The sequence below is a fragment of the Nonomuraea sp. NPDC003727 genome, assembly GCF_053586935.1.
This window is the reverse complement of sequence record NZ_JBSFNE010000012.1, coordinates 236,696-260,379: the sequence shown is the minus strand read 5'-3', so window position 1 is coordinate 260,379 and position 23,684 is coordinate 236,696. Positions and strand designations below refer to the sequence as shown.

23 protein-coding genes are annotated in these 23,684 nt (G+C 70.4%); 7 read left to right on the top strand and 16 right to left on the bottom strand.

All coding sequences use genetic code 11. From position 1 onward, the window contains the following. Positions 1-14: 14 nt before the first annotated feature. The 5 genes from ACWDLG_RS30285 to ACWDLG_RS30265 form a co-directional block, all read right to left on the bottom strand. Positions 15-245, bottom strand: a complete 231-nt coding sequence (locus tag ACWDLG_RS30285; protein WP_354912098.1) for a hypothetical protein — start codon at positions 243-245, stop codon at positions 15-17. Beyond that, complete coding sequence (locus ACWDLG_RS30280) at positions 242-613, bottom strand: DUF948 domain-containing protein (protein ID WP_354912100.1); 372 nt, start codon at positions 611-613, stop codon at positions 242-244. The genes ACWDLG_RS30285 and ACWDLG_RS30280 overlap by 4 nt, the downstream gene beginning before the upstream one ends. A gap of 97 nt (positions 614-710) precedes the next feature. Next, positions 711-1,103: a VOC family protein gene (locus ACWDLG_RS30275; RefSeq protein ID WP_449926367.1), complete on the bottom strand. Its 393-nt coding sequence runs from the start codon at positions 1,101-1,103 to the stop codon at positions 711-713. After that, entirely contained in the window at positions 1,100-2,344 is a 1,245-nt protein-coding gene (locus tag ACWDLG_RS30270) for a replication-associated recombination protein A (protein ID WP_449926448.1), read from the bottom strand. The genes ACWDLG_RS30275 and ACWDLG_RS30270 overlap by 4 nt, the downstream gene beginning before the upstream one ends. A 69-nt stretch (positions 2,345-2,413) precedes the next feature. Next, positions 2,414-2,869: a DUF2231 domain-containing protein gene (locus ACWDLG_RS30265; protein WP_449926364.1), complete on the bottom strand. Its 456-nt coding sequence runs from the start codon at positions 2,867-2,869 to the stop codon at positions 2,414-2,416. Between the two features lie 189 nt (positions 2,870-3,058). On the opposite strand from ACWDLG_RS30265, the gene ACWDLG_RS30260 reads away from it, so the two are divergent. From ACWDLG_RS30260 to ACWDLG_RS30250, 3 genes are read left to right on the top strand one after another with little or no spacing between them, the layout of a single operon-like run. After that, positions 3,059-3,949: a peptidylprolyl isomerase gene (locus tag ACWDLG_RS30260; RefSeq protein WP_449926361.1), complete on the top strand. Its 891-nt coding sequence runs from the start codon at positions 3,059-3,061 to the stop codon at positions 3,947-3,949. A gap of 55 nt (positions 3,950-4,004) precedes the next feature. Further along, complete coding sequence (locus ACWDLG_RS30255; RefSeq protein ID WP_449926359.1) at positions 4,005-5,216, top strand: cytochrome P450 family protein; 1,212 nt, start codon at positions 4,005-4,007, stop codon at positions 5,214-5,216. Further along, positions 5,209-6,402 (top strand): cytochrome P450 family protein, encoded by a 1,194-nt coding sequence (locus ACWDLG_RS30250; protein ID WP_449926357.1) that lies wholly within the window; start codon positions 5,209-5,211, stop codon positions 6,400-6,402. The genes ACWDLG_RS30255 and ACWDLG_RS30250 overlap by 8 nt, the downstream gene beginning before the upstream one ends. A gap of 67 nt (positions 6,403-6,469) precedes the next feature. Here ACWDLG_RS30250 and aspS read toward each other — a convergent pair whose 3' ends face one another. From aspS to ACWDLG_RS30235, 3 genes are read right to left on the bottom strand one after another with little or no spacing between them, the layout of a single operon-like run. After that, the gene (aspS, locus tag ACWDLG_RS30245; RefSeq protein ID WP_449926355.1) at positions 6,470-8,206 is read right to left on the bottom strand and encodes an aspartate--tRNA ligase; all 1,737 of its coding nucleotides are present in this window, start codon (positions 8,204-8,206) and stop codon (positions 6,470-6,472) included. Continuing rightward, positions 8,203-9,462, bottom strand: coding sequence for a histidine--tRNA ligase (hisS, locus tag ACWDLG_RS30240; protein ID WP_449926353.1), 1,260 nt, complete (start codon positions 9,460-9,462; stop codon positions 8,203-8,205). Before hisS ends, aspS begins: the two co-directional genes overlap by 4 nt. Beyond that, positions 9,462-10,142 carry an MBL fold metallo-hydrolase gene (locus ACWDLG_RS30235; protein WP_354912120.1) on the bottom strand — a complete coding sequence of 227 codons (681 nt, stop codon included), beginning with the start codon at positions 10,140-10,142 and terminating at the stop codon, positions 9,462-9,464. Before ACWDLG_RS30235 ends, hisS begins: the two co-directional genes overlap by 1 nt. 140 nt (positions 10,143-10,282) lie before the next feature. Between ACWDLG_RS30235 and ACWDLG_RS30230 the strand changes: the two genes are divergently transcribed. From ACWDLG_RS30230 to ACWDLG_RS30215, 4 genes are all read left to right on the top strand, one after another. Further along, a complete protein-coding gene (locus ACWDLG_RS30230; protein ID WP_354912123.1) occupies positions 10,283-11,137 on the top strand; it encodes a peptidylprolyl isomerase in 855 nt (284 codons plus the stop codon). Positions 11,138-11,174: 37 nt separating this feature from the next. After that, positions 11,175-12,425: a DUF349 domain-containing protein gene (locus tag ACWDLG_RS30225; RefSeq protein ID WP_354912125.1), complete on the top strand. Its 1,251-nt coding sequence runs from the start codon at positions 11,175-11,177 to the stop codon at positions 12,423-12,425. 326 nt (positions 12,426-12,751) lie between these two features. Next, positions 12,752-13,807, top strand: a complete 1,056-nt coding sequence (locus ACWDLG_RS30220) for a TOMM precursor leader peptide-binding protein (RefSeq protein WP_449926350.1) — start codon at positions 12,752-12,754, stop codon at positions 13,805-13,807. Continuing rightward, positions 13,804-14,850: a hypothetical protein gene (locus tag ACWDLG_RS30215; RefSeq protein WP_449926349.1), complete on the top strand. Its 1,047-nt coding sequence runs from the start codon at positions 13,804-13,806 to the stop codon at positions 14,848-14,850. Before ACWDLG_RS30220 ends, ACWDLG_RS30215 begins: the two co-directional genes overlap by 4 nt. Here ACWDLG_RS30215 and ACWDLG_RS30210 read toward each other — a convergent pair. The 8 genes from ACWDLG_RS30210 to ruvC all read right to left on the bottom strand — a co-directional run bounded on the left by ACWDLG_RS30210 (position 14,828) and on the right by ruvC (position 23,572). Further along, the gene (locus tag ACWDLG_RS30210) at positions 14,828-17,071 is read right to left on the bottom strand and encodes a RelA/SpoT family protein (protein WP_449926445.1); all 2,244 of its coding nucleotides are present in this window, start codon (positions 17,069-17,071) and stop codon (positions 14,828-14,830) included. The two genes, ACWDLG_RS30215 and ACWDLG_RS30210, sit on opposite strands and share 23 nt — an antisense overlap. Before the next feature lie 128 nt (positions 17,072-17,199). Continuing rightward, positions 17,200-17,721, bottom strand: coding sequence for an adenine phosphoribosyltransferase (locus tag ACWDLG_RS30205; RefSeq protein ID WP_354912135.1), 522 nt, complete (start codon positions 17,719-17,721; stop codon positions 17,200-17,202). Positions 17,722-17,853: 132 nt separating this feature from the next. Beyond that, the gene (gene secF, locus ACWDLG_RS30200) at positions 17,854-18,861 is read right to left on the bottom strand and encodes a protein translocase subunit SecF (protein WP_449926346.1); all 1,008 of its coding nucleotides are present in this window, start codon (positions 18,859-18,861) and stop codon (positions 17,854-17,856) included. Between the two features lies 1 nt (position 18,862). Beyond that, entirely contained in the window at positions 18,863-20,659 is a 1,797-nt protein-coding gene (secD, locus tag ACWDLG_RS30195; protein WP_449926343.1) for a protein translocase subunit SecD, read from the bottom strand. 41 nt (positions 20,660-20,700) lie between these two features. Further along, positions 20,701-21,048, bottom strand: a complete 348-nt coding sequence (gene yajC / locus ACWDLG_RS30190) for a preprotein translocase subunit YajC (protein WP_449926340.1) — start codon at positions 21,046-21,048, stop codon at positions 20,701-20,703. A gap of 316 nt (positions 21,049-21,364) precedes the next feature. Continuing rightward, positions 21,365-22,381 carry a Holliday junction branch migration DNA helicase RuvB gene (ruvB, locus tag ACWDLG_RS30185; RefSeq protein WP_354912142.1) on the bottom strand — a complete coding sequence of 339 codons (1,017 nt, stop codon included), beginning with the start codon at positions 22,379-22,381 and terminating at the stop codon, positions 21,365-21,367. Between the two features lie 46 nt (positions 22,382-22,427). Beyond that, the gene (gene ruvA / locus ACWDLG_RS30180) at positions 22,428-23,048 is read right to left on the bottom strand and encodes a Holliday junction branch migration protein RuvA (RefSeq protein ID WP_354912145.1); all 621 of its coding nucleotides are present in this window, start codon (positions 23,046-23,048) and stop codon (positions 22,428-22,430) included. Then, a complete protein-coding gene (gene ruvC, locus ACWDLG_RS30175; RefSeq protein WP_449926336.1) occupies positions 23,045-23,572 on the bottom strand; it encodes a crossover junction endodeoxyribonuclease RuvC in 528 nt (175 codons plus the stop codon). The genes ruvA and ruvC overlap by 4 nt, the downstream gene beginning before the upstream one ends. Positions 23,573-23,684: the final 112 nt, after the last annotated feature.

Here is a 23,684-nt window from a genome sequence, read left to right as displayed (position 1 = left end):
GGCCATCCTTTGCGTTAGTGGGTTGTGTCAGGGTTGTCGAGCCCGAAGCGGGATCGCAACTCGATTTCGCGGTCGGCGGCCTCGCCGAGCGCCTCGGAGGTAAAGTCTCTCACCTGCAGCAGCAGCCCGCTGGCACCGTCGGCGGCCCTGCGGGCGACGTGGTCGGGCTTGAGGGTCTGCAGCTTGCGCATCACCCACACGGCGCCGAACGCGCCGAGCGCCATGTAGAACAGCCGCCTGATCACCGCCGCCTCCTGCGCGGCTGCTTGCGGACCTCGATGGCCCTGCGCACGCCGTGACTGAGGGCGGAGACCCTGATGAGCGGCCCGGTGAAGATCGTCTGGGTGACGGCGCTGAGTTTGGCGGCGTGCCCGCTGACCTGCTTGACGTCGCGGGTGATGGCCTCGACGGCGACGAGCTGCCGGTTGGCCTCGTTGACGGTCATGCTCATGTCCTCCAGCAGGGGCACGACCCGGTCGTTGAGGTCGGAGACCATCTTGGTGGTCTCCCTGAGCAGCCGCGCGAGCTTGACGAGCACCATGGCGAGAAAGCAGACGAGGATCGCCCAGGCCATGGCGACGATCAGCCCGGCCAGTTCTCCTGCGGTCAGCATCAGCGGATCCGTCCCCGTTGGCGTCGTGGAATGGGAAAGACCCTATCGTGCCGGATACCACTCGACTGCCTGCTGGGTGTATGTCGCGCCGAGCGAGTCACTCCGCCGCCCGACGCGCTCCGGCCACCAGCTCCACCTCGAAGCCCTGCGCGTTCTCCAGGTAGGCCGCGTAGTGGCCGGGGCCGCCCGCGTGGGGGTGCCGGTCGGCGAACATCAGCCGCCATCCGTGCGCCGGCGCCTCGGCCACCATGGCGTCGACGTCGTCGGCGTGGAAGGCCAGGTGGTTGAGGCCAGGGCGCATCCTGTCGTACGGCTCCCGCACCCGCGCCGGCGACTCCTCCACGACGATGTAGGTGGCTCCGTGCCGCCACGACCTTCCCCCCTCCCACTCCTGGTGAGGCTCGTAGCCGAGTCTGGTGAACAGCCAGGTGAAGCCGGGCAGGACCGCCTCCAGCGAGTCGACCCACAGCTCCACGTGGTGCAGGCTCACGAGGATCCGCGCAGGAAGTCGCGGATCCTCGCCCACCGGTCGGCGACGCCGGCCTCGGCGCCGTGCCTGGTCGGCGCGTAGTAGCGGCGCTCGCGCACCTCCTCGGGCGCGTAGTCCTGGCGGACCAGACCGTGCTCGAAGTCGTGGGGGTACTTGTAGCCCTTGCCGTGGCCGAGCTTGGCCGCGCCCGGGTAGTGGGCGTCGCGCAGGTGGCCGGGCACCTGGCCCATCAGGCCGCGCCGCACGTCGTCGGCGGCCGCCCCGATGGCCTTGACCACGGCGTTGGACTTGGGGGCCAGCGCGCAGTGGATGACCGCGTGGGCCAGGTTGATGCCCGCCTCGGGCAGGCCGATGAGCTGGACGGCCTGCGCGGCGGCGACCGCGGTCTGCAGGCAGGTGTTGTCGGCCAGGCCGACGTCCTCGGAGGCGAAGATGACGATCCTGCGGGCGATGAACCGGGGGTCCTCCCCGGCCTCGATCATGCGGGCCAGGTAGTGGAGCGCGGCGTCGGCGTCGGAGCCGCGCATCGACTTGATGAACGCGCTGATGACGTCGTAGTGCTGGTCGCCCTGCCGGTCGTAGCGGACGGCCGCCTTGTCGACCGCCTTCTCCACGACCTCGACCGTGATGTCGTCGGCCAGCAGGGCGGCGGCCTCGAGGTAGGTCAGCGAGCGGCGGGCGTCGCCGCCCGCCAGCCGTACCAGGTGCTCCAGCGCCTCGGGGGCGAGCGTGGCGCGGCCGGACAGGCCGCGCTCGTCGGTGACGGCCCGCCGCAGCACGGCGCGGATGTCGTCGTCGGACAGCGACTCGAGGGTCAGCAGCAGCGAGCGTGACAGCAACGGCGAGATCACCGAGAAGAACGGGTTCTCGGTGGTGGCGCCGATGAAGGTGACCCACCTGTTCTCCACCGCGGGCAGCAGGGCGTCCTGCTGGGCCTTGTTGAAGCGGTGGACCTCGTCGACGAACAGCACGGTCTGCCTGCCCGTCATGCCGAGCTCGCGGCGCGCGTTGTCGATGGCCGCGCGGACGTCCTTGACGCCGGCCGACACGGCGGAGATCTCGACGAAGCGGCGCTTGGTGACGCCGGCGACCACGTAGGCGAGCGTGGTCTTGCCGGTGCCCGGCGGCCCCCACAGGAACAGCGACATCGGCGCGTCGCTCTCGACCAGCCGGCGCAGCGGGGTGCCCTGGCCGAGCAGGTGGCGCTGGCCGAGCACTTCGTCGAGGGCGCGGGGGCGCATCCGCACCGCCAGCGGCTGGGGGGTGGCCTCCTCTGCGGCCGAATCGAACAGACTCTCCACAAATCGAGCCTACAGGGCCCACACCGCCCTGGCGCCCGAATCCCCTGCTCGGAACACGTAGTAGCCCGCCGCGACGGCCAGCGCCACCGTCACCGCCGACGCCGCCCAGGCGGGCACGCGCCGCTCGGCACGCCACAGGAAGACCATCAGCAGGGCGGCCAGGCCGAGGCCGGCCGTGGCCAGCAGCAGCGGCAGGGCGAAGCTCTGGTGCTCGGCGATGCGCTGCCCGAGCTCTCCCTCCACCTGCGAGAACCGGGCCGCCTTCAGGGCGCCGCCGCTCTGGCGGGCGGCGAAGACGGCGGCGGGCGCGGCGAGCGCGAGCGCCACCACCGCCCATCCGAGGGACGGCCGGAAGCGGGGCACGAGTGCGTACGCCACGGAGGCGGCGACCAGGAGCGGGGTGAGCACCACCGCGAAGTGGATGATCAGTGGGTGCGCGGGGAGGCCCAGGATCTCGTTGAACATTTCACGACTCCGTTCTCATATGACTACGGATCCCACCACGCCGAGGTTCGCTGAGACCGGTTTCTCATCTACTTCTCAGGACATAAGCCCCATCTCTCCCACCAGCTACTTACGTCCAGCACATTCCCAACCCCGATAGCATGCGCGGAGCAGTTTGGTCATGTGTCGGCAAACGTGGAGGAAATACCGGTGAGCGGCGACGACCGCCAGAGCGAGCTGGCGCGGGAGCACAAGGAGCGGCAGGCGCAGCGTGCAGCCGAGCAGGCGGCCAAGGCCAGGCGCAACACCTTCATCGGCGCGGGCATCGCCGTGGTGCTCGTGGCGGGCGGCATCGTCGCGGCCACCACGATGATCGGCAAGAGCGACGCCACGCCCGTGGCCGAGGCCTCCGCCTCCCCCAAGGCCAGCACCTCGGTCCCCGCGGTGCCCTCGGCCAGCCCGACGGCGTCGGCGGGGCCGGTGACCTGCGAGTACAAGAGGCAGAACGACCCGGCCGTCCCGACCAAGTTCGTCGGCCTGCCGGGCAAGCGGCCCAACAAGAAGCTCAAGCAGATGACGATCGTCACCAACCGCGGCGAGATCGTCATCGACCTCATGACCGAGCAGGCGCCGTGCACGGTCAACGCGCTGGCCTTCCTGGCCAAGAAGAACTTCTACGACAACACCAGGTGCCAGCGCCTGGTCACGCCCGACGCCGCGGGCGTGCACCTCCTGCAGTGCGGCGACCCGCTGGCCAAGGCCGACGGGATCAACCCCACCGACGGTCAGGGCTCGTCCGGCTTCACCTACGGCGACGAGAACGTCGGCATCCCGTACAACCAGGGCGTCGTGTTCGTCACCCAGCCGTCGGGCGCCGCGGGCCAGAACGGCAGCCAGTTCGCCATCTCCCTGTCCAACGAGAACACGCAGGTCTCCCCCGAGTACGGCGTGCTGGGCACGGTCAGCAAGGGCATGGAGATGATGCTGGGCCTCGCCAAGACCGAGAAGGACCTGATCGTCAACCCCAACGACATCACCGGCGACGGCGGCACCACCGCGCCGAAGAAGCCGGTCGTGATCAAGGACGTGCGCTTCTCCTAGTGATTCAGGTCACAACCCCGCCGCCGCCCCGCCACGCAGGGGCACGCTGGAGGCTGTGACCGACAAACTTCCGTTCGAGTTCTTCCTCTCCCCGGAGTTCAGCACCGACCCGTACGCGGTCTACGCCGAGCTCCGGGCGAAGGGGCCCGTCCACGCGATCGACTTCCCGCCCGGCGCGCCCTCGTTCGTGATCATCGACCACGAGCACGTCAGGCCCGCGCTGAACGATCCGCGCCTGTCCAAGAGCCTGACCAACGGCCCTGACTGGTTCCGCGAGGCGATCGCGCAGGAAAATCCCGTGCTGGCCGACAACATGCTGATGTCGGACCCGCCCGACCACACGCGGCTGCGGCGCCTGGTGTCGAAGGCGTTCACCCCGCGCAGGATCGAGGAGCTGCGCCCGCGCGTCCAGCAGATCACCGACGAGCTGATCGACGCCTTCGAGGGCGACACGATCGAGCTGATCGACGCCTTCGCCTTCCCGCTGCCGATCATCGTGATCTGCGAGCTGCTGGGCATCCCCGACAGCGACCGGGCCGACTTCCGCCACTGGTCGGGCGCGCTGGTCCGCCCGGCCTTCGACGAGGAGCTGGCCAGGCAGCGCGACGAGGCCGGCGACGCCTTGCGCGCCTACTTCAGGGAGCTGATCGCCCAGCGGCGCGCCACCCCCACCGACGACCTGGTCGGGGCGCTGGTCACCAGCACCGAGCTGAGCGAGCAGGAGCTGCTGTCGACGCTGGCGCTGCTGCTGATCGCCGGCCACGAGACGACCGTCAACCTCATCGGCAACGGCATGCTGGCCCTGCTGCGCAGCCCCGACCAGCTCGAGCTGCTGCGCGCCAGGCCCGACCTGCTGCCGAACGCGGTCGAGGAGTTCCTGCGCTTCGACGCGCCCGTGGAGCGCGGCACCTTCCGCATCGCGCTCGAGGACATGGAGATCGCCGGGACGCAGATCCCGAAGGGCAGCTTCGTGCACGTCTCGATCGGCGCGGCGGGCCGCGATCCCCAGGCTTTCGAGCGCGCCGACGCGCTGGACGTCACGCGCGAAGACAACCGGCACGTCGCCTTCGGGCACGGCATCCACTTCTGCCTCGGCGCGCCACTGGCCCGCATGGAGGCCCAGATCGCCTTCGGCTCGCTGCTCACCCGGCTGCCCGGCCTCGCGCTCGGCTGCGAGGAGAAGGAGCTGAGCTGGCGCTTCAGCGGCTCCATCCTGCGCTCGCTGACCGCCCTCCCGGTCACGATCCAGGGTGGCCCGCGTGCCTGACAAGCTGCCCTTCGAGTTCCTGTTCACCCCAGAGTTCAGCAGGAACCCCTACGCCGTCTACGCCCCCTTACGAGGCGAGGGACCGGTCTTCCCGATCGACTTCCCGCCGGGCTTCGAGGCCTATCTGATCATCGATCACGAGCACGGCAGGGCCGCTCTGAACGACCCGCGCCTGTCGAAGGACATGCAGCGGTTCGGCGACTACTTCAAGGCGATCGCCACCGAGGACGACCTCCTCTTCGACGCCAACATGCTCTCCTCCGACCCGCCCGACCACACGCGGCTGCGCAGGATCGTCTCCAAGGCCTTCACCCCGCGCCGGGTGGAGGAGCTGCGCCCGCGCGTCCAGCAGATCACCGACGAGCTGATCGACGCCTTCGCCGGCGGCAGGGCCGAGCTGCTGGACGCGTTCGCCTTCCCGCTGCCGATCATCGTGATCTGCGAGCTGCTCGGCGTGCCGCCGGAGGACCGCGACCTGTTCCGCGAATGGTCGGCCCTGCTGGTCAACCCCACCTTCGAGCCCGACGAGGTCGAACGGCGCAGGGCGGCGGCCCGGGCGACCACCGGCTACTTCCGCGACCTGACCGAGCAGCGCAGGGCCGCGCCGCGCGACGACCTGATCAGCGCGCTGGTGTCCCTGGACGAGCTGACCGAAAAGGAGCTCCTCTCCACGCTCAGCCTGCTGCTGATCGCCGGCCACGAGACCACGGTCAACCTGATCGGCAACGGCGTGCTCGCGCTGCTGCGCAACCCCGGCCAGCTCGAGCTGCTACGCGCCAGGCCGGAGCTGCTGCCGAACGCGGTCGAGGAGTTCCTGCGCTACGACGGGCCCGTCGAGCGCTCGACCCCGCGCTTCGCGGCCGAGGACCTCGAGATCGCCGGCATCCGCATCCCTCGGGGCGCCATGGTGCACATCTCGCTCGGCGCGGTGGGCCGCGACCCCGCGGTCGTGGCGGCGCCCGACACGCTCGACATCACCCGCGCCGACACCAGGCACCTGGCCTTCGGCCACGGCATCCACTTCTGCCTCGGCGCGCCACTGGCCCGCATGGAGGGCCAGATCGCCATCGGCACCCTGCTCGACCGGCTGCCCGGCCTCGCGCTGGGCTGCGCCGAGGAGGAGCTGAGCTGGCGGCTGACCGGCTCGGTCGTGCGCGGCCTCGCCGCGCTGCCCGTCCGGTTCTGACGCCGACGAGCCGGTGGCGCGGCCTCGGCCACGCCACCGGCTCGTTCCGCGGTCGGTCGCCCGGTTCCTACACCTCGTCCTTCGGCTTGGCGTCGACGCCCGCCTCCTTGCGCTGTTCGACGGTGATCGGCGTGGGCGCGCCGGTCAGCGGGTCGAAGCCGGAGGCGGTCTTCGGGAAGGCGATCACGTCGCGGATCGACTCGCCGCCCGCCAGGAGCATGCAGATCCTGTCCCAGCCGTAGGCGATGCCGCCGTGCGGCGGCGGGCCGTACTTGAACGCCTCCAGCAGGAAGCCGAACTTCGACTCGGCCTCCTGCTTGCTGATGCCGAGCACGTCGAAGACGCGCTGCTGCATCTCGGCCCGGTGGATACGGATGGAGCCGCCGCCGATCTCCATGCCGTTGCAGACCATGTCGTAGGCGTAGGCAAGCGCCTCGCCCGGGTGTTCCTGGAAGTTGTCGGCCCACTCGGGCTTGGGCCCGGTGAAGGGGTGGTGGACCGCGGTCCAGCCGCCCTCGCCGTCCTCCTCGAACATGGGCGCGTCGACGACCCACAGGAACGACCACTGCGACTCGTCGATCAGGCCGCAGCGGCGGCCGATCTCGAGCCGGGCCGCGCCGAGCAGGTCGCGCGAGGAGTTGCGGGGACCGGCGGCGAAGAAGATCGCGTCACCCGGCTTGGCGCCCACCTTGTCCGCCAGGCCCGCGGCCTCGTTGGGCGACAGGTTCTTGGCGACGGGGCCGCCGAGCGTGCCGTCCTCCTGGACCAGCACGTAGGCCAGGCCGCGGGCGCCGCGGGACTTGGCCCACTCCTGCCAGGCGTCGAGCTCCTTGCGGGTCTGCGACGCACCACCGGGCATGACCACGGCGCCGACGTAGTGGGCCTGGAAGACGCGGAAGGTGGTGTTCGCGAAGTACTCCGTCATGTCGACGAGCTCCTGACCGAAGCGCAGGTCAGGCTTGTCGGAGCCGTAGCGGGCCATCGCCTCGGCGTAGGGCATGCGCGGCAGCGGCATGGGGATCTCGTAGCCGAGGATCTCCTTCCAGACCCGCGCGATCAGCGCCTCGCCCACCGCGATCACATCGTCCTGGTCCACGAAGGACATCTCGATGTCGATCTGGGTGAACTCGGGCTGCCGGTCGGCGCGCAGGTCCTCGTCGCGGTAGCACTTGGCCAGCTGGTAGTAGCGCTCCAGGCCCGACACCTGCAGCAGCTGCTTGAACAGCTGGGGCGACTGGGGCAGGGCGTACCAGTTGCCCGGCTGCAGGCGCACCGGCACCAGGAAGTCGCGGGCGCCCTCGGGCGTCGAGCGGGTCAGCGTCGGCGTCTCGACGTAGACGAAGCCGTGCTCGTTCATCACCTCGTTGGCCAGGTAGGTGGCCTTGGAGCGGATCCGCATCGCGTTGGCGACCTGCTGGCGGCGGATGTCGAGGTAGCGGTAGCGCAGGCGGACCTCCTCGGCCACCCCCGTGCCGCCCTCGATCGGGAACGGCAGCGGCGCGGCCTCGCTGAGCACCTCGACCGAGTCGGCCACGACCTCGATCTCGCCGGTGGGCAGATCGGGGTTGGCGTTGCCCTCAGGGCGGATCCTGACCTCGCCGACCACCCTCACGCAGTACTCGCTGCGCAGGCCGTGGGCGTCGTCCTCCTCGCGGAAGACCACCTGCGCGGAGCCCGAGGCGTCACGCAGGTCGATGAAGACGACCCCGCCGTGGTCACGACGGCGGGCCACCCAGCCCGCGAGCGTCACCTGCTGGCCCGCGTGCTCCTTGCGGAGCTCGCCGGCCTTGTGCGTGCGAATCACTGCAGCTTTCCCTTCAAAACATCGGCGACCTGGGCCAGCGGCACCTCGGTCTGCTCTCCGGTGGTCAGGTCCTTCACCTGGACGGCCTGCGCCGCCAGGTCACGCTCTCCGAGGATCAGCGCGAAGCGGGCGCCCGAGCGGTCGGCGCCCTTCATCGCGCCCTTGAGCCCCTTGCCGCCGAAGGCCATGTCGGCCGACAGGCCCGCCCCTCGAAGCTCCTCGACGAGCAGGAACATCCGGCGGCGTGCCTCGTCGCCCAGCGGGACACCGTACACCTGGACGCGGCCGCCGGCCTCGTCGCCGAGCAGGCCCTCGGCCTCCATCGCCAGCAGCGTGCGGTCGACGCCGAGCGCCCAGCCGACGCTGGGCAGCGACGGGCCGCCGAGCATCTCGCTGAGCCCGTCGTAGCGCCCGCCGCCGCCGACGGCCGACTGCGAGCCGAGCCCGCCGTGGACGAACTCGAAGGTGGTGCGGGTGTAGTAGTCGAGGCCGCGCACCAGGCGCGGGTCGTCGGTGAAGGGCACCTCGCAGGCGGTCAGCAGGGCGCGGACCTCCTCGTGGTAGGCCTTGCACGCCTCGCACAGGTGGTCGACGACCAGCGGCGCCCCCTTGAGCTGCTCCTGCACCTCGGGGCGCTTGTCGTCGAGCACGCGCAGCGGGTTGATCTCGATCCTGGCCCTGGTGTCCTCGTCGAGGTCGAGGGCGCGCAGGAAGTCCTGCAGCGCGGCCCGGTAGGCGGGGCGGCAGCCCTGGTCGCCGAGCGAGTTGACCAGCAGCGTGACCTCGCGCAGGCCGAGGTCGCGGAAACCGCGCCAGGCCAGCACGATCAGCTCGGCGTCGAGCGCCGGGTCCTCGGCGCCGAGCGCCTCCGCGCCGACCTGCCAGAAGTGGCGGTAGCGGCCCTTCTGGGCACGTTCGTAGCGGAACTGGCTGCCGGAGTACCACAGCTTCACCGGGAGCTGGCCGGTGTGCAGGTTGTGCTGCAGGACGGCGCGCACGACCGAGGCGGTGCCCTCCGGGCGCAGGGTCAGCGACCTGCCCGCCTTGTCGGGGAAGGTGTACATCTCCTTCGACACGACGTCGGTCGACTCGCCGACGCCGCGTTTGAACAGCTCGGTGTCCTCGAAGACGGGCGTCTCGACGTAGCCGTAGCCCGCCTGCCGTACGGGGGCGACGAGCGTCTCCCTGACGGCGAGGACCCGCTCGGAGCGGGGCGGCAGCCAGTCGAAGGTGCCCTTGGGTGCTTGGAAAGTCATCAGATCCCTCGTGTGGGACCGGCGTGCGGCGCGGCTTCCTTGAGATAAGGGTTGGTCGCGCGCTCGCGGCCGATCGTGGTCTGCGGTCCGTGGCCCGGCAGGACGACCGTCTCGTCCGGCAGCGGCAGGCACTTGGCGGCCAGGCTGCGCAGGATCGTCGGGTAGTCGCCGCCCGGCAGGTCAGAGCGGCCGATGGAGCCGGCGAACAGCAGGTCGCCCGAGAACATGATCTCCTCTGGAGGCAGCCTGAAACTCACCGACCCCCTGGTATGGCCCGGGGTGTGGTCGACCACGAACTCCATCCCCGCCAGCTCGACGACGGCGCCGTCGGACAGCTCCCGCACGTCGTCGGGTTCGCTCAGCGTGATGCCCCCGAACAGCTGGCCGGAGGTGGGCGACCAGCCGGCGGCCGGGTCGCTCAGCAGGTGGCGGTCCTCGGGGTGGATCCACGCGGGGATGTCGCGCGCGCCGCAGACGGGGGCGACCGACCAGACGTGGTCGAGGTGGCCGTGGGTGAGAAGGACCGCGACGGGCTTCAGCCGGTGCTCGCGGAGCAGGTCGTCGACGGCGTCGACGGCGTCCTGGCCAGGATCGACGATCACGCACTCCTCGCCGGCGGCCGGCGCCACGAGGTAGCAGTTGGTCTGGAACGCCCCTGCGGGGAAGCCTGCGATGAGCATCTGCCTCGGCTGAGTCTCGTCAAGAAAGCGGATGAGAATGTAACCGAAGCGTACCGGTGCTGGCCGCTGGGCTGCGAACCATAACCGGTTGGCCGATACGATTCGCCCACCTCAGTTGATTCGATAGGGAGGCAAAAGCGGTGTCCACGGGCAAGGACCGCCAGCGTCAGCTGGCACGTGAGCACTACGAGCGGCAGATGCAGCGCCGCACCGAACGCGAAGCCAAGGCCAAGCGCACCGCCGTGATCGGATCCACCGTGGGCGTCCTCGTGGTCGTGGGCGGCGTCATCGCCGCCGTGGCCCTGCTCGGCGGCAGCGGCGACAGCGCCGCCTCCGACTCGCCGTCGGCCGCGCCCTCCACCTCCACGTCGGCCGCGGCCGGCCCCAAGCCCTTCGACCCGGCGACGGGCGAGTGCGGCTACCTGCCCGACACCAGCGGCACGGTCAAGGACGTCGGGCTGCCGCCGGCCAAGGCCGAGGCCAAGGACGCGGTCATGACGCTCAAGACGAGCCAGGGCGACATCGTCGTCGAGCTCAACGGCGTCAAGGCCCCGTGCACCGTCAACTCGCTCAAGCACCTGGCCGCCAAGAAGTACTACAACGGCAGCAAGTGCCACCGCCTGGGCAGCGCGCAGTTCCCCATGCTGCAGTGCGGCGACCCGACGGCCAAGGCCGACGGCAAGGCGCAGGGCGACGGCCAGGGCGGCCCCGGCTACCGGCTGGCCGAGGAGAACCTCGAAGGCGCCACCTACAAGCGCGGCGTCATGGCCATGGCCAAGACCAGCGAGCCCGGCACGACGGGCAGCCAGTTCTTCCTGGTCTACGGCGACATCGGGCTGACCCCCGACTACACGCCTGTCGGTACCATCACCAAGGGTCTCGACATTCTCGACAAGGTCAACAAGGCGGGCGTCATCACTCCTGGTCCGGACGGCACGGGCGCACCCAAGGAGACGGTCGAAATCAAAGACGTGACAATCTCTGCCAAGAGCTGACGTAATACAACTAGGGGCAGTAGTCCCGAAGGGTCTGATGAGAGTGCGGGAGGACACGGTGAGCACCGACCCGTGGGGCCGGGTAGACGACGACGGCACCGTCTACGTGCGTACGGCCGAGGGAGAGCGGGCCGTCGGGTCCTGGCAGGCCGGTGAGCCCGAAGAAGCGCTGGCCTACTTCCACCGCAAGTACGACGAGCTGGCCGGTCAGGTCCAGCTGCTCGAACAGCGCGTCAAGGGCACCGACCTGGCTCCTGCGCAGGCCGAGGCGAGCATCGTCAAGCTGCGCGAGGCCGTCGCCGACGCCCACGCCATAGGCGACCTGGGCGCGCTGGTCACGCGTCTCGACGCGCTCAGCGAGCTGGTCGCCAAGCGCCGCGAAGAGGTCAAGGCCGCGCGTGACCTGGCCAGGGCCGAGGCCAAGGCGGTCAAGGAGCGCATCGTCGGCGAGGCCGAGCGCATCGCCGACGAGACCACCCACTGGAAGTCGGGCGGTGAGCGGCTGCGCCAGCTGGTGGAGGAGTGGAAGGCCGCCGAGCGCATCGACCGCGTCACCGAGGCGGCCCTGTGGAAGCGGCTGTCGGCGGCCCGGACGGCCTTCGCCAAGCGGCGCAAGGCCTACTTCGCGGGGCTGGACGAGCAGCGCGAGGGCATCCGCGCCTACAAGGAGCGGATCGTGGTCGAGGCCGAGGCGCTGGCCGACTCCACCGACTGGGGCCAGACGGCCGCCGTCTACCGCGAGCTCATGCAGCAGTGGAAGTCGGCCGGCCGGGCCTCGCGCGAGGCCGAGGACGAGCTGTGGGCCAGGTTCAAGGCGGCCCAGGACCAGTTCTTCCAGGCCCGTTCCGCGGTCTTCGCCGAGCGTGACGCCTCGCTGGCGGCCAACGCGGAGGCCAAGGAGGCGCTGCTGGTCGAGGCGGAGAAGATCCTGCCGGTGACCGACCACCGCCACGCCCGGGCCGCGCTGCGCACGCTGCTCGAGCGCTGGGAGGCCGTCGGTCCCGTGCCGCGCGAGCAGCGCGACCGGCTGGAGGGCGGGCTGCGGCGCGTCGACGAGGCGGTCCGCAAGGCCGAGGAGGCGGAGTGGAAGCGCTCCAACCCCGAGGCCAGGGCTCGTGCCCAGAGCACGGTCGACCAGTTGCGCACCTCGATCGAGCAGCTGGAGAAGAAGCTCGGCAAGGCCCAGGCCGCCGGGCGCGCCAAGGAGGTCAAGGACGCCGAGGAGGCGCTGGCGGCCCGCCGTTCGTGGCTGGAGGAGGCCGAGCGCACGCTCGCCGAGTTCAGCTGATCCCTGCCGGAGGCTCCGGGTGGTGCGCCACCCGGAGCCTTTTTATCGGCTCTTTTCTGACAAGCCGGCATTCCCGTTCTCCGTCCCCGAATGGAGTCGGCGCTTTTTCCGTGAAAAGCGGTCACGCAGGGTCATTGGGCCTCCCCATATTTCGCCGCAGGTTCCTACGATCATGGGACTCGCAGATATCGGCGAAAGGGGTCAAGATGACAATCGAGATCAAGCCCGTCGAAGAGGTAGAGACCACCGGTAACAGCAACAGCTGCTGAAACCCGTCCGTGGGGCCTCGGTGGAGGCCCCACACCACCTCTCACGGAGCCCCGCCCATGCGCGAACGGATTCAGGTGAATCCGGCTTTCCCTCTGTTCGTCGACGATTCACGGGAACAGGTCAGGCTCGGCGACTTTCCGCCCACGGGCCGCATCCTGTCACCGGCGGAAAAACCGCTACGCGAGCTGTTCCGGCTCTGCGCCCGGCGTCCACGATCGAGACAAGAACTTTACCCGCTGCTCGACGGCGTCACTCCCGGCGAAATAGACGCCGCGATCGACCGGCTGCTCGCCGCCCGCCTCCTGGTCACCGAGACCGACCTGGCGGCGCTGACCGCCGACGACCGGCTGTCCCGGCAGGCGCTGTTCCTGTCGATGTTCCATCCCGCCGGCCAGGCGGTCACCGCCCTGCGGGACCTGGCCGCCCGGCGGGTCACCGTGCTGGGCGCCGGCGCCATCGGCGGCGCGGTCGCCGTCCAGCTGGTCACCGCGGGCGTGCGGCGGCTGACGCTCGTCGACGACGACCAGGTCGAGCCGTCCAATCTGCACCGCCAGCACCTCTACACCCCCGCCGACGTCGGCAGGTCCAAGGTCGCCGCGGCCGCCGACCGGCTGCGCGCCCACCAGCCCGACGCCGAGATCGTCGAGATCCGGCGCCGCATCCAGGGGGCGGCCGACGTCCCCGCCGCGGGCGAGGACTTCGTGGTCAACACCGTCGACACCCCGCAGCCGCACATCCGCCGCTGGGTCAACCAGGCCTGCGTGCAGGCGGGCGTGCCGTTCGTGACCGGCGGGTTCAACCAGCACGTCGGCCTGGTCGGCCCCCTCGTGGTACCGGGCAGGACCGGCTGCCTGACCTGCAGGGAACGCCGGCTGGCCGAGCCGTACGGCACGGCCGAGCTGCCCACCGCCGACAACGCCGGCCGGACCGTCCCCGCCTTCGGCCCGCTCTGCGCGGCGGTCTCCGGCCTGCTGGCCGCCGAGATCGTCCGCCACCTGACCGGCACGGGAGCGCCCGCCCTGGAGGGCAGGACCGTGCACCTCGACCTGCTCGACCTGAGCACCACCGCGCACCCGTTCGAACGCCTGCCCGGGTGCGAGGTCTGCGGATGAGGCCCGACCTGAGCTTCCTGAGCGTGGTCGAGGACGGTCCCGACGACTACGTGGTCGGCAACGGCGCGCGGTTCGTCAACGTGCCGGGCATCGCCGCCAAGGTGCTGGCGCTGCTGGACGGCTCCAGGACGGTCGAGGAGGTCAGGAAGGAGGTGCTGGAGCGCCACGGCACGGACGTCGACGTGGCGGCCTTCGTCGGCGGCCTGGAGAGCATGGGGCTGCTCGAGGAACCCGAGCTGCCGCCCAGCCCCTGGGACCGCGTCCGGCCGGAGCACGTGCGCCTGCTCTTCTCCCCCGTCGCCGACGTCCTCGTCGGGCTGCTGGCGCTGTGCGCCGTCGCGGCCGTCGTCGCCGAACCGCGCATCGTGTCCGGCATGTCGGGCCTGGTGTGGTCGAACAGCCTCGCGTTCACCCTGTCGTTCGCCGTGGGCTCGTGGGTGCTCGTCTTCGTCCACGAGCTCAGCCACATCCTGGCCGCCCGCTCACTGGGCGTGCGGGCCGAGCTGTCGCTCGGCACCCGCCTGCAGTTCCTCGTCGTCCAGACCAACGTGACCGGCGTCTGGCGGCTGCCCCGCCGGGCCCGCTACCGCGCGCACCTGGCGGGCATGCGGACCGACCTGTTCCTGGTCTCCGCAGCCGCCTGCGCGCTGTACGTCACCGAGAACGCCGTGGCCCGCCTCGTGATGGTCATCTGCGCCTCGCAGATCGTCTGGCAGTTCCTGTTCTTCATGCGCACCGACGTCTACTACGCCTTCGCCAACGCCACCGGCAACAAGAACCTCATGGCCGACGCCCAGGCCTACCTGCGGCGGCGGCACCGGCAGGCGCCGCGCTCGGTGCGGATCTACGCCTGGTTCGTCATCGCCGGCCGGGTGCTCGGCCTGGCCTTCCTGCTCGGCTACACCGTGCCCATCACGATCGCGGTGTGCCGGCAGGCCGTGGCCGAACTCGGCACGTCCGTGCAGCCGCTGCTCACGCTGGCGATCGTCGCCTTCGGCTGGGGGCTCTACCTGTGGGTGTTCATCCGCCAGAGGCTCCGCTGACCCGGTAGACGTCGTAGACGCCCTGGATGCTGCGCACCGCCTTCAGCACGTGACCCAGGTGCTTGGGGTCGCCCATCTCGAAGGTGAACTTGCTGACCGCCACCCGGTCGCGGGAGGTGGTCACCGACGCCGACAGGATGTTGACGTGCTGGTCGGACAGCGTGCGGGTGACGTCGGACAGCAGGCGGGGCCGGTCGAGCGCCTCCACCTGGATCGCCACCAGGAACACCGAGTCCTCGTTGGGCGCCCACGTCACCTCCACGAGGCGGTCGGGCTGCTCCTTGAGCTGCTGCACGTTGGTGCAGTCGGAGCGGTGCACCGACACGCCGTGGCCGCGGGTGACGAACCCGACGATGTCGTCGCCCGGCACGGGGGTGCAGCAGCGCGAGAGCCGTACCCACACGTCGGAGTCGCCCGCCACGACGACGCCCGCACCGCCGCCGCCCCTGGGACGGCGGCTGAGCCTGGTCGGCAGCGAGACCTCGGCGATGTCCTCCTCGGCGCTGTCGACGCCGCCGATGGACGTCACGAGCTTCTGCACGACCGTCTGCGCGGCGACGTGGCCCTCGCCGACGGCCGCGTAGAGGGCCGAGACGTCGGGGTAGCGCAGGTCGCGGGCGAGCGCCAGCAGCGCCTCGCCCGACATGAGCCGCTGCAGCGGCAGCCCCTGCTTGCGCATGGCCCTGCCGATGGCCTCCTTGCCCGCCTCGATCGCGGTCTCGCGGCGCTCCTTGGAGAACCACTGCCTGATCTTGTTGCGGGCACGGCCCGACTTGACGAACTTCAGCCAGTCACGCGAGGGACCCGCGTCGGGCGACTTGGAGGTGAAGATCTCCACGGTGTCGCCGTTGCCCAGGCGCGACTCCAGCGGCACCAGGCGGCCGTTGACGCGCGCCCCGATGCACCGGTGACCCACCTCGGTGTGGACGGCGTAGGCGAAGTCGACCGGCGTCGCGCCCTCGGGCAGCGCCACCACCTGGCCGCGCGGGGTGAAGACGTACACCTCCGACACCGACAGGTCGAAGCGCAGCGACTCCAGGAACTCCCCCGGGTCGGAGGTCTCCTTCTGCCAGTCGAGCAGCTGGCGCAGCCAGGCCATGTCGCCGCCCGGCTTGACCTTGCCCGCAGGACCGGGGCTGCCCGCCTCCTCCTTGTACTTCCAGTGGGCGGCCACGCCGTACTCGGCCCTGTGGTGCATCGCGTGCGTGCGGATCTGCAGCTCGACCGGCTTGCCCTCGGGACCGATCACCGTGGTGTGCAGCGACTGGTACATGTTGAACTTGGGCATCGCGATGTAGTCCTTGAACCGGCCGGGCACCGGGTTCCATCGCGCGTGGATCGTTCCGAGCGCCGCATAGCAGTCGCGGACCGAGTCGACCAGGACCCGGATGCCCACCAGGTCGTAGATGTCGTCGAAGGCCACGTCGCGGGCGATCATCTTCTGGTAGACCGAGTAGTAGTGCTTCGGCCTGCCCTTGACCACCGCGCGGATCCTGGCGTCGCGCAGGTCGGCCGAGACCTTCTCGATGACCTCCTGCAGGAACAGGTCGCGGCGCGGGGCCCGCTCGGAGACCATGCGGGCGATCTCGTCGTAGCGTTTGGGGTAGAGCATCGCGAACGCGAGATCCTCGAGCTCCCACTTGATCGTGTTCATGCCCAGGCGGTGGGCCAGCGGGGCGAAGATCTCCAGCGTCTCGCGGGACTTCTGCTGCCTCTTGTGCTCCGGCAGGTAGCGCATCGTGCGCATGTTGTGGAGGCGGTCGGCGAGCTTGATGACCAGCACCCTGATGTCGCGCGACATCGCCACGACCATCTTGCGCACGGTCTCGGCCTGCGCGGCGTCACCGAACTTGACCTTGTCCAGCTTGGTGACGCCGTCGACCAGCAGCCCGATCTTGTCGCCGAAGTCGGCGCGCAGCTCGTCCAGGCTGTAGGCGGTGTCCTCGACCGTGTCGTGCAGCAGGGCGGCGCACAGCGTCTCGTCGTCGGTGCCGAGCTCGGCCAGGATCGTCGCCACGGCCAGCGGGTGCGTGATGTAGGGGTCGCCACTCTTCCGCTTCTGGTCGCGGTGGTGGTAGGCGGCCACGTCGTAGGCACGCTCGATCAGGCGCAGGTCCGCCTTGGGATGGGTGGCGCGGACCGTCCGGAACAACGGCTCCAGCACCGGATTCATGGCCCCACCCCCAAACCGTCGGCGACGCGCCGCTGGAGCGCCGGACATCCCTTCGGAACTACCGGCGTCGGTGGCGTCGGGCACGACTACCTCACGGGGCACACAGACTCCTCACGTTCGAGTCCAGATCCCTCAGTGTATCCAGCCATGTCACCCGCGCGTCGGCCGGTCGCCCATCACACGATCACGAGCGCCCTCAGGTCGACACCCTCCAGCCGCTCGCGCCCCTTCAGGAAGGCCAGCTCCATCAGGACGGCGACGCCGACGACCTCGGCTCCCGCCCTCCTGACCAGCTCCACCGTCGCCTCGGCGGTGCCGCCGGTGGCCAGCACGTCGTCGACGATGACGACCCTGTCGCCGGGGCCGAAGGCGTCCTGGTGGACCTCGATGGTGGCCGAGCCGTACTCCAGCTCGTAGGAGGCCTCGAGGGTGGTGGAGGGCAGCTTGCCCTTCTTGCGGACCGGCACGAACCCCGCCCCGGCCCGGCAGGCGGCGGGAGCGGCCAGGATGAAGCCGCGCGCCTCGATGCCGACGACCTTGTCCACCCCGGGGAAGCAGCCGGCGAGCGCGTCGACCACCGCGGTGAACGCCTGCGGGTCGGCGAGCAGAGGGGTGATGTCCTTGAACACGACCCCGTGCTTCGGGTAGTCGTTGACGTCCCTGATCCGCTCAAGGATCAGCTGGCTCAGCTCGCTCACGTCGGGCTCTCTTTCCTCTCCGTCCGGTGCGTCCGCCTGTCGGACGCACCACCATCCCACACCCCGGCCGCCCGGCACGACGCCGCCCCCGTCCCGTGAGAAGGGACGGGGGCGGCGCCCAGCGTCGAGCGGTCAGTTCTTGGCGGTGGCGGGCCGCTTGGCGCCGCCGCTCTTGCCCCCGCCGGTGGACGCCAGCCGCTTGGCGATCGCCTGGTACTTCGGCTCGCGCTCCTTCAGCGTCACCAGCAGCGGCGTGGCCACGCACAGCGAGGAGTACGTGCCGACCAGCATGCCGACGAACAGGGCGAGCGACAGGTCCTTCAGCGTGCCTGCGCCCAGCAGCGTGGTGCCGATGAACAGGATCGCCGCCACCGGCAGGATGGCCACCAGCGAGGTGTTCAGCGACCTGATCAGCGTGTGGTTGAGCGCGTCGTTCGCGGCCATCGTGTAGGTCTTCTTGGAGGTCGTGCCGAGCTTGGCGGTGACCTCCTTGATCATGTCGAAGACGACGACCGCGTCGTACAGCGAGTAGCCGAGGATGGTGAGGAAGCCCAGCAGGGTCGCAGGGGTGACCTCGAAGCCCGACCACGCGTAGATGCCGGCCGTGATGACCAGGTCGTGCAGCAGCGCGACGATCGCCGCCAAGGCCATCTTCGGCTCGAAGGCCATGCTCAGATACAGGATGATCGCGAACATGAACACCACGAGGCCGAGCCAGGCCTTGGTGGCCACCTCACCGCCCCAGGAGGCGCCGATCGAGGTGATGGAGATCTGCGCGGGGTCGACGCCGAGGTCCTTGGCGACGGACTGCTGCACCCTGGACAGGTTGGCCTCGTCGAGGGTCTCGGTGGTCACCCGCCAGCTACCGCCGGCCTGCTGGACGATCGGCTGGTGGACGCCCGCCTCGGTCATGGTCTCGCGGACCTTCTCGATGCCGGCCTGCGGCGCGGCGAAGGAGAACACCGAGCCGCCCTTGAACTCCACGCCCAGGTTGAGCGCGCTGCCATGGGTGACGGCGCTGAAGATCAGGCCGGCGACGGAGAACAGCAGCAGGAAGGCCGAAAGGCTGTACCACAGCTTCCGGCGGCCGACGAAGTCGACGTCGATCTCGCCACGGTAGAGGCGACGCCCGAGTCCCATGTCAGGCCTCCTGCGGAGTGGTCGTACGAACAGTCTCCGGGCCCATGCGCTCGGCGTCGAGACCGGAGAGCTTGTGCCCCTTGGCGAAGAACTTCAACCTCGCCAGCAGCGCGATGAACGGCTTGGTGAACAGGAACACCACGACCACGTCGATCAGCGTGGTCAGACCCATCGCGAACGCGAAGCCGGCGACGCCGCCGACGGCCAGGAAGTAGAGCACCACGGCGGCGATGAACATGACCGCGTCGGCGATCAGGATCGTCCGGCGCGCGCGCACCCACGCCACCTCGACGGCGGCGCGCAGCGAGCGTCTGCCCTCCTTCATCTCGTCTCTGATGCGTTCGAAGTAGACGATGAAGGAGTCGGCTGTGATGCCGATCGAGACCACCAGACCGATGATGTGCGGCAGCGACAGGCTGAAGCCCGCGTAGGTGCCGAGGAGCACCACCGCCTCGTAGGTGATGACCGAGGCCATCAGGAGGCTCAGCACCGCGACCACGCCGAGGCCGCGGTAGTACAGCAGCGAGTAGATGACCACCAGGCCGAGACCGATGGCGCCGGCGATGAGGCCGCCGCGCAGCTGGTCCTGGCCGAGGGTGGAGGAGATCGTGTCGATGGAGCTGCGCACGAACTTCAGCGGCAGCGCGCCGTACTTCAGCTGGTCGGCCAGCGCGGTCGCGGTCTGCTGGGTGAAGCCGCCGGAGATCTCCGCCCGGCCGCCGGGGATGGGCTCGTTGATGTTCGGCGCGGTGATGACCACGCCGTCGAGGACCACGGCGACCATGTTGCGCGGCGGCTGGGCCTGGTAGGCCTCGGTGGTCAGGGTCGACCACGCCGTGGCGCCCTTGCTCTTGAAGTTGAGCTGCACGACCCACTGGCCGGTGGTCTGCTGCACGCCGGCGCTGGCCGTGTCGATGTCGGTGCCGACGACCCTGGCCTTGTCGAGAATGTACTTGGCGGTGCCGTCGGCGTCACAGGTGACGTACGGCTTGCTCGGGTCGTCCTGGACGCCCTGCTGCTTGTTCTTGGCGCAGTCGAGCTCGTTGTACTGCTTGACCAGCGCGGGGTCGATGCCGGCCAGCGCGGAGTCCTGGGTCGGCGCGCTGGGCTGGGCGCTCGGCGTCGCGGACGGGGTCGCCTTGGCGTTCCGGCTCTTGTCCTGGCCCTTGTTCTGGTCCTGGTTCTGGCTCTTCCGCTCGCCGGTCGCAGCGGCGGAGGGCGAGGGGTTGGGCGAGGTCAGCGCGGACGACAGGGCCTTGCCCGTCGGGGAGGCGCTGGGTGTGGGCGCGTTGGCCGAGGTGCGGGCGCTCGGCTGCGTGGAAGGCCGGTCGGACGACTGCCCGTTCGGCTGCGTGGAAGGCTGTCCTGAGCCCGAGGGCGTCGGCGCCTGGGTGGGCATGGTGCTCGGCTGCGGCTGGGCCGCCTCGGCGGCCAGGACCTGGCGGAAGCGCAGCTCCGCCGTGGTGCCGACCAGCTTGATGACCTCGTCCTTGCCTGCGCCGGGAACCGAGATGACGATGTTGTCGCCCGACTTGGCGACCTCCGCGTCGGAGATTCCGGTGCCGTTCACCCGGTCACGGATGATGTTGACGGCGAGGTTGAGGCTCTCTTCAGAGGGGGGAGAGCCGTTCGGAGTGATCGGCGACAGTGTCGCCGTCGTGCCACCCGCGAGGTCGAGTCCGAGCTTCGGCGTGAACGCCGGCTGCAGGAACATCGCCCCGCCCATGGCGAAGATGAGCGCCAGAAGCACCAGGAGCGTGCGCCCCGGCTTGCTCTGGCCGCTGGTCGGTCGGGCCACTGGTCGTCTGTTCTTTCAGGTAGGGGTCGGCCGCAAGCTGGTCAGGACTTCTTGCTGTTGGTGTCCTCGTCGTCGTTGCGGTCGACCGGCTCGTCGGCTACGGCGGATTCCTTCGTCTCGGTCGTCTCAGGCTCCGTCGCGGCGAGCTTGTCATCGGCGACGGGGGTGACGACCCGACCGATGGCGGCCTTCACCCAGCGGGTCTCGACGCCGGGAGCGACCTCCAGGATGACGTCCTCGTTGTCGACAGCCACCACGGTGGCGAACAGGCCGGTGGTGGTCATCACACGGGCGCCGGGCGCGAGCGAGTTCTGCATCTGAACGGCTTCCTGCTGCCGCTTGCGCTGCGGCCTGATGAGCAGGAAGTAGAACACCACCACCAGAAGCACAAGCGGCAGGATGTTCATAAGCGTTGCTGAGTCCACGAGGGCGACCTTCCATCGTCTGTCAAGATGATGACACCGGCGTCGAGCCGGAAATTCCATGCGTTGCGTCGAGGGGCCGCGCCGCTCAGCCCATCAGCTTACACAGCCAGCCAAGCCACGGAGTGTAGGCGGTTGTTGCGAAACCCGGCAACGAGGCAGCGATTCGGCGCGCGGGGAAGTTCCCAATTCGCAATGCTTGCAACCGTTCTGTGACCGCGCCGTTTCGTGGCGTTTCCGGCGGCCGGGTCCTGCCGTCTCGGCCCGGCGGCGGGCGTCTCGGTTAGAAGGGCGCCTCCGGCGGAGGGGTGAGGCCCAGGTGAAGCCAGGCGGCGGTGGTGGCGACCCGCCCGCGCGGCGTGCGGGCCAGCAGCCCCTGGCGCACCAGGAACGGCTCGGCCACCACCTCGACCGTCTCCGGCTCCTCCCCCACGGCCACGGCGAGCGTCGACAGCCCGACGGGGCCGCCGCCGAACTTGCGCAGCAGCGCGCCGAGCACCGCCCGGTCGAGTCGGTCGAGGCCCTCGGCGTCGACCTCGTAGAGGTTGAGCGCGGCCGAGGCGACGTCTCGGGTGATGACGCCGTCGGAGCGGATCTCGGAGAAGTCGCGCACCCGGCGCAGCAGCCGGTTGGCGATGCGGGGCGTGCCGCGCGAGCGCCTGGCGATCTCGTGGGCGCCCTCCTCGGGCAGCGTCACGCCGAGCAGCCCGGCCGAGCGGCGCAGCACCTGTTCGAGCTCGGCGACCTCGTAGAAGTCCATGTGGGCGGTGAAGCCGAACCGGTCGCGCAGCGGCGCCGGCAGCAGGCCCGCTCTGGTCGTGGCGCCGACGAGGGTGAAGGGCGCGATCTCCAGCGGGATGGCGGTGGCGCCGGGGCCCTTGCCGACGATGATGTCGACCCTGAAGTCCTCCATCGCGAGGTAGAGCATCTCCTCGGCGGGGCGGGCCATCCGGTGGATCTCGTCGATGAACAGCACCTCGCCCTCGGTCAGCGTCGACAGGATCGCCGCCAGGTCGCCGGCGCGCTCCAGGGCCGGGCCCGAGGTGATCCGCAGCGGGGCGCCGAGCTCGGCTGCGATGATCATGGCCAGGGTGGTCTTGCCCAGCCCCGGCGAGCCGCTCATCAGCACGTGGTCGGGCGGCCGGTTCCGTTTGAGCGCGCTCTCCAGCACCAGCGAGAGCTGCTCGCGCACGCGCGCCTGGCCGATGAAGTCGGCCAGGCGCTTGGGCCGCAGCGCCGCCTCGATCTGCAGCTCGTCGCCCTCGGCGTCGGGCGAGACCAGGTCACGTTCGATGCTCATGCCATCTCCCCGCCGCCGGGGCGCCCGCTTCCCGCCACCGCCGGCCTCATCGGACGCTCAGCGCCCTGAGCGCCGCCTTGAGCAGCACCGCCACCTGCGGCTGCCGGCCCGCGGCCACCTCGGCGTCGGCCTGCGGCCCCACCAGCGCGATCGCCTCGTCGGCGTCCCTGGTGGAGTAGCCGAGGCCGACCAGACCCGAGTGGACCTGCTCGCGCCACAGCGGCAGGGCGGCGTCGCCGTTGAGCGCGGCGTTGACCGCCTCCTCGGGCGTGCCGAGCTTGTCCTTCAACTCCAGCACGATGCGCTGGGCGCCCTTCTGGCCGATGCCGGGGATCCTGGTCAGCGCCTTGAGGTCGGCCGAGGCGACCGCGACGCGCAGCGAGTTGGGCGTGTGGACGGCCAGCATGGCCAGGGCCAGCTTCGGGCCCACGCCACTGGCCGTCTGGACGAGCTCGAAGACCGTGCGCTCGTCGTCGGTGGCGAAGCCGTACAGGGTGAGCGACTCCTCCCTGACGACCAGCGAGGTGGCCAGCCGGCCGGGCTCGCCGACCCGCAGGGTGGCCAGCGTGCCGGGTGTGCAGTGCACCAGCACACCCACCCCGCCGACCTCGATCACCGCCGAGTCGGGCGCGACGGCCGCCACGACCCCGGAAACCGACGCGATCACAGCGCACGTCCTCTCGATGCCTTGGCCAGCGCCTCGGCCAGTCTGTTCTGGGTGCCGCCGCGCCACACGTGGCAGATGGCCAGGGCGAGGGCGTCGGCCGCGTCGGCGGGCTTGGGCATCTCCGCCAGCCGCAGCAGCCTGGTGACCATGGTGCCGATCTGCTTCTTGTCGGCGGTGCCGCTGCCGGTGATGGCGGCCTTGACCTCCGAGGGCGTGTGCAGCGCCACCGGCAGGCCGCGCCTGGCGGCGCACAGCACGGCGATGCCCGCCGCCTGCGCGGTGCCCATCACGGTGCGGACGTTGTGCTGGGCGAAGACGCGCTCGACGGCCACCGCGTCGGGCCGCACGTCGTCGAGCCACCGCTCGATGCCGCGCTCGATGCCGACGAGCCTGGCGCCGAGCTCGTCGTCGGCGGAGGTGCGCACCACGCCGACGGCGACGAGCTTGAGCTGCGCGCCCGGGCGGCCCTCGACGGCCCCGAGGCCGCATCTGGTCAGCCCTGGGTCGACGCCCATCACCCGCACGGCCCGCCCTCCGTTCGCTGCCGAACATCTGTTCGGCAGCGAACTCTACCCTGGTTGGGCGGGCGGCGCACGGCGGACGCGCCTCGCTCCACGGCGCCGCCCGGCGGGCGCG

Bases quoted from the DNA above. Each gene is read 5' to 3' on its own strand.
- ACWDLG_RS30280 (WP_354912100.1), bottom strand. From the start codon at position 613: ATGCTGACCGCAGGAGAACTGGCCGGGCTGATCGTCGCCATGGCCTGG.
- ACWDLG_RS30270 (WP_449926448.1), bottom strand. From the start codon at position 2,344: ATGCGCCCCCGCGCCCTCGACGAAGTGCTCGGCCAGCGCCACCTGCTC.
- ACWDLG_RS30265 (WP_449926364.1), bottom strand. From the start codon at position 2,869: ATGTTCAACGAGATCCTGGGCCTCCCCGCGCACCCACTGATCATCCAC.
- hisS (WP_449926353.1), bottom strand. From the start codon at position 9,462: ATGACTTTCCAAGCACCCAAGGGCACCTTCGACTGGCTGCCGCCCCGC.
- ACWDLG_RS30235 (WP_354912120.1), bottom strand. From the start codon at position 10,142: ATGCTCATCGCAGGCTTCCCCGCAGGGGCGTTCCAGACCAACTGCTAC.
- ACWDLG_RS30225 (WP_354912125.1), top strand. From the start codon at position 11,175: ATGAGAGTGCGGGAGGACACGGTGAGCACCGACCCGTGGGGCCGGGTA.
- ACWDLG_RS30220 (WP_449926350.1), top strand. From the start codon at position 12,752: ATGCGCGAACGGATTCAGGTGAATCCGGCTTTCCCTCTGTTCGTCGAC.
- ACWDLG_RS30215 (WP_449926349.1), top strand. From the start codon at position 13,804: ATGAGGCCCGACCTGAGCTTCCTGAGCGTGGTCGAGGACGGTCCCGAC.
- ACWDLG_RS30210 (WP_449926445.1), bottom strand. From the start codon at position 17,071: ATGTCCGGCGCTCCAGCGGCGCGTCGCCGACGGTTTGGGGGTGGGGCC.
- secF (WP_449926346.1), bottom strand. From the start codon at position 18,861: ATGGGACTCGGGCGTCGCCTCTACCGTGGCGAGATCGACGTCGACTTC.
- ruvB (WP_354912142.1), bottom strand. From the start codon at position 22,381: ATGAGCATCGAACGTGACCTGGTCTCGCCCGACGCCGAGGGCGACGAG.